Below are 12,005 nucleotides of genomic sequence, written 5' to 3'. Positions count from 1 at the left end.
GTTTTATTTTTGTTAAAATACCGACAAATACCGATGAGCATGTTTCAAAAACTTAATGTTACAATCATTTTAAAATATGCCCGGTTTCAGTATCTTCGGAACAGTAAATACTCAACCAAAAAATTATAACCAACCATGAAGATAACCGTAATTGGGGCGGGAGCTGTAGGCGCAACCTGTGCCGATAATATTGCCCGCAGGGAATTAGCCGAAGAATTAATTTTATTAGACATCCGCGAGGGTTTTGCCGAAGGTAAGGCCATTGATATGATGCAAACCGCGAGTTACCTGGGTTTTGATACCAAGGTTACAGGTGTTACCAATGATTACGCCGCTACCGCGGATTCAGAAGTGGTGGTAATTACATCCGGCTTGCCACGCAAACCAGGAATGACGCGCGAAGAACTGATAGGCACCAACGCCGGTATTGTCAAGAGCGTTACCGAGAATATTGTTAAATACTCGCCTAACACTATTATCATCGTGGTATCAAACCCGATGGATACGATGAACTACCTTACCTTTAAAACTTCGGGATTACCTAAAAACAAGATCATTGGTATGGGTGGCGCGCTGGATTCGGCACGTTTTAAATATTATTTAAGCCAGGAATTAGGCTGCTCACCCGGCGATTTAAACGCGGTAGTGATTGGCGGTCATGGCGATACTACCATGATTCCACTAATTAAGCACGCTACCTGGAACAGTATCCCGGTTACACAGTTTTTGAGCCAGGAACAACAGGATAAGGTTGTTGCAGCTACAATGGTTGGCGGCGCAACTTTGACCAAGCTAATTGGTACTTCGGCATGGTATGCGCCAGGCGCGGGTACTGCTGCTATGGTGGAGAGCATTGTGCGCGACGAGAAGAAATTAATATCGTGCGGCGTGGCTTTAGATGGCGAATACGGTCAGAAAGATATATCCTTGGTTGTGCCTGTTATTTTAGGTAAGGGCGGCTGGGAAAGGATCCTTGATTTTAAATTGAGCGATGCCGAACAGGCTGAATTTAACAAGAGCGCTGACGCGGTAAGAAATATGAACCAGGTTTTGGTGGATAGTAAGTTTATATAATTGACTATTATCCCACTACAAATTATCGATTTACAAGACGACGGCTTCCACCCTTTGGTGGAAGTTGTTGTTTTTGGGCAACCCCATTTACTGGTACTGGATACTGGTGCATCAAAAACGGCCTTCGATAAAGGGATGATGATGCAAGTTTATGAAGAAGCCGAATTTTTGGCTTCAGATAAATTATCAACCGGATTAGGTACTAACTCGATGGAATCGTTCACGGCTACGATTTTGGATATGCAAATAGGCGGATTGAATATCCCGATGTTTGAAGTTGCGGTGTTGGATCTATCTACTATCAACATCGCCTACGCGCAACTCAATAAGCCTTTGGTGCTTGGTGTTTTAGGTGGCGATATTTTGATGCAGTATGGCGCTGTGATTAACTATGGCAACAGTACTTTAACGCTAAATGAGTTATAAACTACTTAACAGGTTGTATTTCTCATCCAACTCAATACAATTGCTGATCGTTATTTTACGCAGCTTATCCACCACCAAAAACAATAGGATTATTAATACGATCAAAACACCGAAAATTAATCCGGCGGTGCTTACACTCAGTTTTTGGTATAGTTTAAACTGGTTTAAGGTGATATTCCATAGGTTGTAAATTACGGCGCAGATAACCACATAACTATTACCCATACGCATGGTGAGCATTTTGTTATACTTTTTATATTTAACCTCGTAGGTAATACCGGTTGCTACCAATGTAATTAGCAAGGCCATAAAAACGCCTGCAACAAAATAACCGGGATTATTAATGGCGACATAAAACCGATCAATAAGATAAACCGAGGCTGCTATTGCCGGAAGATACTTCCAATGGAAGTATGATGAGAAAATACTAATAAAGAGTTTAAAGAACCTTTTTTGCAGAGATGAGATCATCGAATCTTCGAACACACTAAAGCCCATTATACCGAACTCGCCATGGGTAATGCTAATGGCCTGATGGAGGGTGAGGGTATGATCGTTACTCATCAATTCTTCTACACGGCTGGCTACATGATCTATGATCTCGAGTTGCACATCAGGATAGGTAAAGCCCCGTTTAGATATGAAAGCTTTGATTTCGGTTATTTGATCGGCTGTTAATTTCATCGGGCAAGGTTTATGCGGTATTCATCGCGGTAAAGTGTAAAAAAGCTAAGTACATATATACTATAACATACAAAATGCCGGCGATGGTGGCACCATATAAGACATAATCTGAGTTGAAAAAGTTGAACACATTGAATAAGCTGTTTGATAACATGGCAGCTGTAAAAATGTAATTATCTTTGATGGATTGTTTGCTGTATATATCAAACTTCCAGGCTATAACCCATTTTGACACCCTACGAAACAGCACAAAAAACATTGGCAACAAGGCTAAAACTGCTATTGATAGGGCGGTGCGTAACAGGATTAAGTGCAAGGTAATATCCTGCCAAAGAGATCAGTAAAGTAAAGGCCATTGTGGGCCATCTGAAAAATTTGAGTAGGTTTTGACCGTGTTTTTTACGCAATGCTTTGAACAATATCTTAGCCCGATCATTCTCCATTTGTTTGAGCCCATTGTAACCGCCAAACTCATTATCGATAATGCTTTTGGTGATAGTAGTACCATAAAAGGCAGTATTCCCTTCCATCGCTTCGATGGTTGATATGACGTGATCATACAGTTCATCGTAAGTTTCCTGGTATTTTACAGCGTAGTTTACCTCTTGCTGTATGGCTTGTTTTTGCTCTGTAGTTATTATCATGCCTTTAGTCGTTTTAAAAATTCGTCGCGGTATGTTCTAAAAATGGCTACCATATACAGGCACATGCCTAAAAAAGTGGCGCATATTAATATATTGTTTTTAATAGCCGCAGCCTGCTTGCTCAAATCGAAAATATGCTCAAGATGCATGGTTTGCAGCAAAAGATCAATTCCAGCTGACCAGCACATTACCAACCAAACATTACGGACAATTAAGTTTGTACTTAAACGGCGAATAGACCTAACTCCTCCCCTGCTTTTGTAGGCGATGATGGCATTACCTATGCCAATGAAAACTGTAGGTAAAAAAATAATGCTAATAATACCATAGATTAACCCAATTTGCACTTCCTTCTTATTTATGGTGAAGCTGTAATAACACAATGCAGTATATACAAGTGGTATCAATATACCGGGCCAGCCAAAAAACCATTTTAAAGTGGCCCATCGCTTTTGCTTCATATCCGCCATATCAATAAGCGCTGGCGGCCTTCTAATATTTCGATACCTTTATGACCGCCGAAATCTTCTTCCAGGGTATCACGATAAGCTTTTTGCAGATCGCGAATGGAATCTTTAGCTTCTAAAGCAGTAAGCATATGGTCGTATACTTCCTGGTAAGTTTCGTAGTAACTTACTTCGTTACTTACCAGTACGCTTATATTGGCTTGTTGTTCGGCAGTCAGTTTCATTATCTTAAACTTACTTTAAGCTGCTTTACGCTGATGGTGAAAAATATAAACACGTGGATAATAAGCAGAACAAAAAACGCGTGTTCGATATATTGGCCCATTTGCATCTTAAATATCAATAAAATGGCTTTTGCAAAACAGTAAACCCGGAACAATACTAAAGCAAGTTCACTCATCACATCACCAAAATAAGTATTCTTTACTTCTTTAACTTTTAAGCCTATTATAAAGTTGCGTACTACTAAAAACAGCCAAGGCGAAACACAGCACATTAAAAAAAGCACAGCGGCAACAAAGCTTGTACCAAATAATGAAATATCAAAATATGCCGCTATTAAAGCCAATGCCGGTAACAATATACCTGGCCATTTAAACAAATTAATTAGGTGATTCACATACGCTTTTTGAATATTATGCCTAATCGCTTTTTTGCCAATCTTTTCCATAATTTCAATACCTTTAATACCACCAAAGTCGTTTTCCAAAATATGGGTATAAGCTATTTGCACATTGGGTATCGTATCCATAGTTTCTAAGGACGTCAGTATGTGGTCGTAAATTTCCTGATACGTTTCCTGGTATTTTACAAATTTGATCAGATTTTGCTGAATGGCAGTTTTTTGCTGGTTATCTAGCTTCATTTCAATGCAGGTTTAAGGCTTAGGATGGCTTGTAACTGTTCGATAAATGCTTGCGCCTCATCTAATTTACTGGATACTTCGTTACCACCCTGCTCGGTTAGCCTGTAGTATTTGCGTACGCGGCTGTCTACAATTTCGGTAGTGGTTTCAAGCATTCCTTCGGCTTCCAGTTTGTGCAGTGCCGGATATAGGGCACCTTCGGTGAGTTTAATTTCGCCGGCGGTAATTTCTTTTACCTTTTGGGTGATCTCGTAACCATACATCTGGGTATTATCTTCCAGCAGTTTGAGAATTATAGTTTGCAGGGTGCCTTTTAACAATGGATTTGTGCTCATGATAATGCAAACATAATAAATTTACATACATAAGAAAGCTATGTATATAAATTTAATTGTGATAGATTGCTATTAATATTAATTATCTTTAATTTCAAATATTAAACCCTCAACCTATGCGTAAATTATGTTTCCTTTTATGCCTTGCGGCGATGTTTACTGCCTGCAAGCAAACTAAAACCGGCAGTTCAACCAAAGCGCCAAATAAAGATCTGGCTAAATTATTTGACACTTATTACGAGGATCGGCTAAAGCTTTATCCTTTAGAGGCTACTTCCATTGGCGATAACCGCTATAACGATCTGTTACCTAACGATGGTACAGCGGCTTTTATGAAACAGGCAAGCGACTTTTATAAAAATTATCAAAGCAAGATCAATTTTTACGCCGATGTTGAATTGAATGAAGAGGATAAGCTATCGTACGACATTTTTGTTTATGAAATGAATATCAATGTAGATTATTTTAAGCAGCATTTCGAGTATCTGCCTTTTAACCAGATGTTTGCTTTGCCGCTAACTATTGGTCAGTTTGGGTCGGGAACAAGCGCGCAGCCGTTTAAAACGGTGAAGGATTATGATGATTGGTTAAAGCGCCTGTCAGCATTCCAACTTTGGGCGGATACAGCCAAGGCTAACTTTAGCAAGGGCATTAAAGCCGGTGATGTTTTACCCAAGGCTTTAGTAGTGAAAATGATACCACAGATGGAGAGCATGGTGGTTACCGATGCTACCAAAAGCTTATTCTATACGCCTATCACCAATTTCCCTAAAACCTTTTCGGATGCTGATAAAAAGCGTTTAACCGAAGATTATAAAAAGGCTATCCTAACTGTAGTTGTACCTACATACAAGGGCTTAGGCGATTATTTAAAGAACGATTACCTACCGCACGCGCGTTCAACATCGGGATACTCTGCCATGCCTGATGGGCCGGCGATGTATACTTACCTGGTTAAACAGCAAACTACAACCGATAAAACACCCGAGGAAATATATCAATTGGGTTTAAAAGAGGTTACCCGCATTCGCGGAGAGATGGATAGTATTAAGAATAAGGTTGGGTTTAAGGGTGACATGCATGCCTTTTTCACCTATATGCAAACCGATCCTAAATTTATGCCTTATAAAACACCCAAGGAGGTTTTAGCCGCTTTTGAGGATATACACCAGCGCATGCAGCCTAACCTGAAGAAGATGTTTAACCACGTGCCTAAAACACCTTTCGAGATACGCCAAACCGAAGCCTTCCGTGCGGCATCGGCCAGTGCTGAGTATAATCAGGGTAGTGCCGATGGAACACGTCCGGGTATATTTTATGTGCCAATTTTAGACGCTACCAAGTTTAATACTACATCGGGTATGGAATCATTGTTCCTTCACGAGGCTATTCCTGGTCACCATTACCAGATCTCGTTAACGCAGGAGAATACTGAGTTACCTAAGTTCCGCCGCTTTGGTGGGGATAACGCTTATGTGGAAGGTTGGGCGTTGTATTGTGAATCGTTAGGCAAAGAGTTAGGCTTATTTGCCGACCCTTACCAGCACATGGGCGCTTTGGGCGACGAAATGCATCGCGCCATACGTTTAGTGGTTGATGTGGCTATTCACACTAAAAACATGAGCCGCGAAGAAGCCATTAAGTATATGACCGATAATGAGCAGATCAGCACTGAAGGTGCTACTGCCGAGATTGAACGTTACATGGGTATCCCGGCTCAAGCTTTAGGATACAAGATTGGCGCCTTGAAAATACGTGAACTGCGTAATAAAGCGGAGCAGGAATTGGGTAGCAAGTTTAATTTGGCAGATTTTCATGATCAGATTCTGAAGGATGGATCAATGCCGCTGGCAGTGCTGGAGAGTAAGATTAATGCTTGGATTGCGAGCAAGAAATAGAATAATAATGCCATTTCGAAATCTCTTATGCTGTTCAGATCTGTAGCAGACTGATCGCTCGTAGAAGATTTCTCAGTCGTTCCTCTTTCGAAATGACAATTTTTCAAAACAGAAAAGCCCACTTAATGCGGGCTTTTCTGTTTTATAAAAGGTCTTGATTCCTGATTCCTGATTCTTGCCTCTTGATTCTAAATATTAGATATCTATCCTCGCGTATTTAGCGTTCTTTTCAATAAACTCGCGGCGTGGGGCTACTTCGTCTCCCATTAGCATGGAGAAGGTGTGGTCACACTCGGCGGCGTTATCTATTGATGCGCGGCGCAGGGTACGGGTATCGGGGTTCATGGTGGTGTCCCATAATTGTATGGCGTTCATCTCACCCAAACCTTTATAACGTTGTACGTGTACGCTGTCTTCTTTACCGGCACCTTTAAGACGTTGGATAGCATTCAAACGTTGATCTTCTGTCCAGCAGTATTCCTGTTCTTTACCCTTTTTAACTAAGTAAAGCGGCGGCGACGCGATATAAACGTAACCATTCTCAACCAAAGCCTTCATGTAACGGAAGAAGAAGGTTAAGATCAATGTAGTGATGTGCGAACCATCCACATCCGCATCCGTCATGATCACAATTTTGTGGTAACGTAGCTTATCCAAGTTCAGAGCCTTAACATCGTCAACCGTTCCTATGCTCACACCCAAAGCTGTAAACATATTCTTGATCTCTTCGTTCTCGTAAATTTTGTGCTCCATGGCTTTCTCCACGTTCAAGATCTTACCACGTAGTGGCAGGATAGCCTGAAACTCGCGGTTACGGCCCATTTTGGCGGTACCACCCGCCGAGTCGCCCTCTACAAGGTATAGCTCACATAATGCAGGATCGCTGTTAGCGCAATCGGCCAGTTTACCCGGTAAGCCCGAGCCGCCCATTACGTTTTTACGCTGCACCATTTCGCGGGCCTTGCGGGCCGCTGCACGGGCCTGCGCCGCAATAATCACTTTACCTACAATCAGCTTGGCTTCTTTAGGGTTTTCTTCTAAAAAGTTACCTAATATCTCGCCCACAGCCATATCAACGGCACCCATTACCTCGTTGTTACCCAACTTGCCTTTGGTTTGCCCTTCAAATTGCGGCTCTTGTACCTTTACCGAAATTACAGCAGTCAATCCCTCACGGAAATCGTCACCTGTAATTTCAACCTTCATGTTTTTCAGCAACCCCGATTTATCGGCATAAGCCTTTAAAGTACGGGTCAACCCCCGGCGGAAACCGGCTACGTGTGTACCGCCTTCTATCGTGTTGATGTTATTTACGTAGCTGTATACGTTTTCGCTATAAGTATCATTGTACTGGAAAGCCAGCTCAACCGGAATACCGTTCTTGATACCATCCAAATAAATTGGCTCGGGTATAATTGAGGTACGGGTTGAATCCAGATAGGCTACAAATTCCTGCAAACCACCTTCAGAATAAAACACTTCCGAAAGGAATGAGCCATCTTCGTTAACTACACGCTCATCTGTCAGCGTAAGTTTGATGCCTTTGTTCAGGAAAGCCAGCTCGCGTAGGCGGCCTGCCAACGTTTCGTATTTATATTCGGTAGTTAGCGTAAATATTTCGTCATCCGGCTGGAAAGTTTGGGTAGTACCGGTATGATCGGACACTCCAATTTCTTTAACCTCGAACAATGGCTTACCCTTTGAGTACTCCTGAGTAAATATTTTACCTTCGCGATAAACCAGGGTTTTCATGTGGATAGACAGCGCGTTAACGCAACTTACACCCACACCGTGCAAACCACCCGATACCTTGTAAGTATCCTTATCAAATTTACCACCGGCGTGTAATACGGTCATTACAATTTCGAGCGCCGATTTATTTTCTTTTTTATTGATACCCGTAGGGATACCACGACCATTATCAATAACGGTAATGGAGTTACCTTCGTGAATAAAAACCTCAATGGTATCGCAATAGCCTGCAAGGGCCTCATCAATGGAGTTATCTACAACCTCGTAAACCAAATGGTGAAGTCCTTTTGAACCGGTATCACCAATATACATAGACGGACGCTTACGTACCGCCTCTAAACCTTCTAAAACCTGTATATTATCCGCGTTATAATTAGATTTATCCTCTGCTTCGTCGGGTTTATTTACTTGTTCTTCGTTATTATCTTCGATTTCTTCGCTCATAATTAGTATAAATTCAACAACCTTCAAAAATACGAAATTAGACCGACTTAACCACTATTGTGGATAAAAAGGCCGGTGTTAGGATTTACGAATTTAGAGTTACGAATTACGAATTTTCTTCTTGGTGGAAATAGCAAACAACTTGATAACCGTATCATTGCGTTTAGAAAAATGCAACCCGTAAATCCTCAAATCCCAATTCCGAAATTCACAATCAAAAAAAATCGTAACTCGTAAATCCCAAATCGTAAATCAATTAGGATACTTGTACCGAAAGTTTATCTTTGTCAAAATTTTTAAGTTCAATAATGAAAACTTCAGTCTCTAATTTAATTAAAACAACATTAGCGGTGGCTCTTGTAGCTACCTTTGCAGCTTGCGGTCAGAAGACTGATACTAAAGCAGCCTCAACCACTACTACCACTGTAGCTACTCCTGAAAAAGCAGATATCGTATACGTTAACTCGGATACACTGATACATAACTACGAGTATGCCAAAGATATGGGCAAACGTTTGCAGGATAAAGGCAAATCTGCTAACGATGATGTGGTATCAAAAAAACAAGCTTTCCAACGCCAGGTTGGTGATTACCAAAAAGGCGCTGCTACCATGAGTGCTGACCAACGCGCAGGCGAAGAGCAAAAATTGCAACGTAAAGGCCAGGAAATTCAGGCTTATGAGCAAAACGCTACCGCTCAGTTTCAGCAGGAAAGCGCCAGCGAGCAAAGCAAACTATACGATAAGATAGCTGATTTTGCTAAAACTTACGCTAAAGAAAAAGGATACAAATTGGTATTAACTTTCTCTAAAGCTAACCCTACCGTTTTATTTGGCGATCCAAGTTTAGATGTTACCGCTGATGTGGTTAAACGTTTGAACGACAACTACGCTAAAGATAAAAAATAAGAAAAACCTATAAAAAGGATACCAAAACCTCGGCTGTTTAGTTGGGGTTTTTTTGATGAACAAAGAATATGAGTAACGAAAACCACGAGAAATTTATGAGGATGGCCATTGAGCTATCTGAGTATAATGTAAAGCAGGGAGCCGGCGGTCCGTTTGGCGCCGTAATAGTGAAGGATGGGATGGTTTTAGCCCGTAGTGCCAACCGTGTAGTACCCACTAACGACCCCACGGCCCATGCCGAAGTATCGGCCATACGCCTGGCTTGCCAGGAGTTAGGCTCGTTCAGTTTGGAAGGCTGTGTAATTTATACCAGTTGTGAGCCCTGCCCTATGTGTTTGGGCGCTATATACTGGGCCCGGATAGACCAGATATTTTATGCCAATAACAAAGTTGATGCCGCCGCGATAGGTTTTGACGATCAATTTATTTACGAAGAAATAGCCTGCGAAATGGCCAACCGTAAACTCCCCATTGTACAAATGCTACGTGATGAGGCACAGGGTGCTTTTAAGCTTTGGACCAGCACTGAAAACAAGACAGAGTATTGAGTTAGTTATTAGGTAAATGGTTATTGAGTTATTTTAGGCTGCCGGTTTGGCGGCCTTTTTGTTTATATAGAGTTATATTACATCGGGCGTATCATTAGCTCGATATCCTTTTTCACATCATCGCACTGGTGGTTTTAACAGTAGCGGCCAATTAACAGTATCGGCCAATAAGCCAAAATGAGCAAAGTTAAAACCCAATTCTGTATAAATTTTGAATTTTTGATCCATTTTAAATTAAATGAAAAAATAGTTTAAAACACTAAACAATTGATTGTTGCTTAGGTTAAAACATTGTTAAACTAATATTAAGCAATATATATAGAACTTTAACCAGCAGATACAGCCATGATATATGCTTTAACTTTTTCCGCAATAATACTCTTGCTTTTCAATCAGAAAAAAAGCAGAAAAACAAGTCTGATAATATTGTGCTTGTTTGTTATAGCCAGCATAAAATCCTTTGCGCAGGTTACTCCTGTTGATACGATCAAACCAGGCAAAGGCCCGGCAGACCAACAATTGAAACAGATCAAAGCAACCAAAGTAAAGTTACTGTCAGACTCTGGCGCAAGCCAACCTAAAAAAAGCCCGTTTATTGATACAACAATTCAAAACAAGTATGGCGATCTGTTGAATGATGATAAAAAACTCAACTTAAAATATCCCATCTGGAAACCAGCGGTTGAAGTTTTAGGTATTAATGCTTTCACATGGTCAATGGACCGCCTTCTTTTCAATGCAGATTTTTCGCACATTGGCCCCACTACATGGAAAAATAACTTTCAAAAGGGTTGGGAATGGGATGACGACCGTTTCGGAATAAACTTTATAGGCCACCCTTATACAGGTTCAATGTATTTTAACGCGGCACGGTCGCAAGGCTATAGCTATACAGAATCTTTCCCTTTTGCCGTGGGCGGAAGTTTAATTTGGGAGTATTTTGGAGAAAACACACGCCCCTCATATAATGATTTAGTAAACACTCCGGTTAACGGCGCGTTTTTGGGGGAGATCTTTTATCGTTTAAGCTCAAACATTCTGGATGACCGTACAATGGGCAGCAACAGGGTATTCAGAGAAATAGCTGCCGGTTTAATAGATCCGGTTCGCGGTTTAAACCGGCTTTTGCAAGGCAAATCTTTCAGGCGCACCACAAAAGAAGTTTATCAAAAAGAACCCCTTAATATTACCGTATTAGCCGGAGTGCATAAAATAAACCAGGATAACAAAACGGTTTTTGGCGCTGGCCCTACTGATGAATTGCTTAATATTCAATTAGATTATGGGAACCCATTTGAAGACAGGTACCGCAAACCATTTGATTTCTTCAGGCTCCGTACCGATCTTACCTTTGGCGTTGGCAGAAAAATTTTAGACAATTTAACCGGATATGGTATTCTATTTGGCAATAACACAAGCTACGGTAAGCTTTCGGTACTTTACGGCGCCTATCAATATTATGATTACTGGGATAATAAAACCTTTGAATTAGGTGTGGTAGGTTTTGGTGGGGGGATATTTACCAAGTACCCCATAACTAAAAGCATCACGCTTTATACCAATGCGCACCTGGCATTTGTGCCGTTGGCCGGTAACAGCACACGCTTTGGCCCGGATACATCACAAGTTAGAGATTACACCTATAATAATGGCCTGGAAGCAAAGTTTGAAAGCACGCTCAATTTAGGAAAATATGTAAGTGCATCGGTAGCCTATTATTACTTTTTAATGCACACCATTGTTGGCCCTGCCGGTAATAATTACGTGGCTATTTTAAAACCAAGGCTCACAGTACAGCTTTATAAGAACATGAGTATTGGTTTTGAACATTTTGTTTATTACGATGATCGCTATTTACAAAACTTCCCTGCTATATATTCGGTACGAACAGAGCAAAAAATATTCCTGTCGTGGTTTATAGAAGACCCGCAGCGTAAGGGAAGGTATAACTAAACTATTG

Annotated in this window: 13 protein-coding genes; 6 read left to right on the top strand and 7 right to left on the bottom strand. The window is 41.0% G+C overall.

What is annotated here, in order from left to right:
- Positions 1 to 135: 135 nt before the first annotated feature.
- On the top strand, positions 136 to 1,074 hold the full coding sequence (gene mdh, locus ABIN91_RS07540; RefSeq protein ID WP_348050108.1) for a malate dehydrogenase: 939 nt from the start codon (positions 136 to 138) through the stop codon (positions 1,072 to 1,074).
- On the top strand, positions 1,075 to 1,500 hold the full coding sequence (locus ABIN91_RS07535; protein ID WP_348050106.1) for an aspartyl protease family protein: 426 nt from the start codon (positions 1,075 to 1,077) through the stop codon (positions 1,498 to 1,500). It abuts the gene before it with no gap.
- Here ABIN91_RS07535 and ABIN91_RS07530 read toward each other — a convergent pair.
- The 6 genes from ABIN91_RS07530 to ABIN91_RS07505 form a co-directional block, all read right to left on the bottom strand.
- Positions 1,495 to 2,184 (bottom strand): hypothetical protein, encoded by a 690-nt coding sequence (locus tag ABIN91_RS07530; protein ID WP_348050105.1) that lies wholly within the window; start codon positions 2,182 to 2,184, stop codon positions 1,495 to 1,497. The genes ABIN91_RS07535 and ABIN91_RS07530 overlap by 6 nt on opposite strands.
- 236 nt (positions 2,185 to 2,420) lie before the next feature.
- Positions 2,421 to 2,828: a hypothetical protein gene (locus tag ABIN91_RS07525; RefSeq protein WP_348050103.1), complete on the bottom strand. Its 408-nt coding sequence runs from the start codon at positions 2,826 to 2,828 to the stop codon at positions 2,421 to 2,423.
- Complete coding sequence (locus ABIN91_RS07520; RefSeq protein WP_348050101.1) at positions 2,825 to 3,289, bottom strand: hypothetical protein; 465 nt, start codon at positions 3,287 to 3,289, stop codon at positions 2,825 to 2,827. Before ABIN91_RS07520 ends, ABIN91_RS07525 begins: the two co-directional genes overlap by 4 nt.
- Complete coding sequence (locus tag ABIN91_RS07515; protein ID WP_348050097.1) at positions 3,286 to 3,519, bottom strand: hypothetical protein; 234 nt, start codon at positions 3,517 to 3,519, stop codon at positions 3,286 to 3,288. The genes ABIN91_RS07520 and ABIN91_RS07515 overlap by 4 nt, the downstream gene beginning before the upstream one ends.
- Positions 3,519 to 4,160 carry a hypothetical protein gene (locus ABIN91_RS07510; RefSeq protein WP_348050095.1) on the bottom strand — a complete coding sequence of 214 codons (642 nt, stop codon included), beginning with the start codon at positions 4,158 to 4,160 and terminating at the stop codon, positions 3,519 to 3,521. The genes ABIN91_RS07515 and ABIN91_RS07510 overlap by 1 nt, the downstream gene beginning before the upstream one ends.
- Positions 4,157 to 4,495: a PadR family transcriptional regulator gene (locus tag ABIN91_RS07505; RefSeq protein WP_348050093.1), complete on the bottom strand. Its 339-nt coding sequence runs from the start codon at positions 4,493 to 4,495 to the stop codon at positions 4,157 to 4,159. The genes ABIN91_RS07510 and ABIN91_RS07505 overlap by 4 nt, the downstream gene beginning before the upstream one ends.
- A 116-nt stretch (positions 4,496 to 4,611) precedes the next feature.
- Between ABIN91_RS07505 and ABIN91_RS07500 the strand changes: the two genes are divergently transcribed.
- Positions 4,612 to 6,393 (top strand): DUF885 domain-containing protein, encoded by a 1,782-nt coding sequence (locus tag ABIN91_RS07500; protein ID WP_348050091.1) that lies wholly within the window; start codon positions 4,612 to 4,614, stop codon positions 6,391 to 6,393.
- A 195-nt stretch (positions 6,394 to 6,588) separates the two neighbouring features.
- Here the strand turns inward: ABIN91_RS07500 and gyrB are convergent, their stop codons facing one another.
- Positions 6,589 to 8,589 (bottom strand): DNA topoisomerase (ATP-hydrolyzing) subunit B, encoded by a 2,001-nt coding sequence (gene gyrB / locus ABIN91_RS07495; protein ID WP_348050089.1) that lies wholly within the window; start codon positions 8,587 to 8,589, stop codon positions 6,589 to 6,591.
- A gap of 308 nt (positions 8,590 to 8,897) precedes the next feature.
- Here gyrB and ABIN91_RS07490 point away from each other — a divergent pair, with 308 nt between their 5' ends.
- The 3 genes from ABIN91_RS07490 to ABIN91_RS07480 all read left to right on the top strand — a co-directional run bounded on the left by ABIN91_RS07490 (position 8,898) and on the right by ABIN91_RS07480 (position 11,998).
- A complete protein-coding gene (locus ABIN91_RS07490; RefSeq protein WP_348050087.1) occupies positions 8,898 to 9,497 on the top strand; it encodes an OmpH family outer membrane protein in 600 nt (199 codons plus the stop codon).
- A gap of 68 nt (positions 9,498 to 9,565) precedes the next feature.
- Positions 9,566 to 10,045: a nucleoside deaminase gene (locus tag ABIN91_RS07485; RefSeq protein ID WP_348050085.1), complete on the top strand. Its 480-nt coding sequence runs from the start codon at positions 9,566 to 9,568 to the stop codon at positions 10,043 to 10,045.
- Between the two features lie 432 nt (positions 10,046 to 10,477).
- Entirely contained in the window at positions 10,478 to 11,998 is a 1,521-nt protein-coding gene (locus tag ABIN91_RS07480; RefSeq protein WP_348050083.1) for a DUF3943 domain-containing protein, read from the top strand.
- Positions 11,999 to 12,005 lie beyond the last annotated feature (7 nt).

Origin of the sequence: Mucilaginibacter sp. (assembly GCF_039921305.1) — a bacterium.
Lineage (GTDB): Bacteria > Bacteroidota > Bacteroidia > Sphingobacteriales > Sphingobacteriaceae > Mucilaginibacter.
This window is presented reverse-complemented; position numbering and strand designations above follow the sequence as displayed.

What these genes read in the sequence shown, in the direction of transcription:
- mdh (WP_348050108.1), top strand. Translation starts at nt 136, where the DNA reads ATGAAGATAACCGTAATTGGGGCGGGAGCTGTAGGCGCAACCTGTGCC.
- ABIN91_RS07530 (WP_348050105.1), bottom strand. Translation starts at nt 2,184, where the DNA reads ATGAAATTAACAGCCGATCAAATAACCGAAATCAAAGCTTTCATATCT.
- ABIN91_RS07525 (WP_348050103.1), bottom strand. Translation starts at nt 2,828, where the DNA reads ATGATAATAACTACAGAGCAAAAACAAGCCATACAGCAAGAGGTAAAC.
- ABIN91_RS07520 (WP_348050101.1), bottom strand. Translation starts at nt 3,289, where the DNA reads ATGAAGCAAAAGCGATGGGCCACTTTAAAATGGTTTTTTGGCTGGCCC.
- ABIN91_RS07515 (WP_348050097.1), bottom strand. Translation starts at nt 3,519, where the DNA reads ATGAAACTGACTGCCGAACAACAAGCCAATATAAGCGTACTGGTAAGT.
- ABIN91_RS07510 (WP_348050095.1), bottom strand. Translation starts at nt 4,160, where the DNA reads ATGAAGCTAGATAACCAGCAAAAAACTGCCATTCAGCAAAATCTGATC.
- ABIN91_RS07505 (WP_348050093.1), bottom strand. Translation starts at nt 4,495, where the DNA reads ATGAGCACAAATCCATTGTTAAAAGGCACCCTGCAAACTATAATTCTC.
- ABIN91_RS07500 (WP_348050091.1), top strand. Translation starts at nt 4,612, where the DNA reads ATGCGTAAATTATGTTTCCTTTTATGCCTTGCGGCGATGTTTACTGCC.
- gyrB (WP_348050089.1), bottom strand. Translation starts at nt 8,589, where the DNA reads ATGAGCGAAGAAATCGAAGATAATAACGAAGAACAAGTAAATAAACCC.
- ABIN91_RS07490 (WP_348050087.1), top strand. Translation starts at nt 8,898, where the DNA reads ATGAAAACTTCAGTCTCTAATTTAATTAAAACAACATTAGCGGTGGCT.
- ABIN91_RS07485 (WP_348050085.1), top strand. Translation starts at nt 9,566, where the DNA reads ATGAGTAACGAAAACCACGAGAAATTTATGAGGATGGCCATTGAGCTA.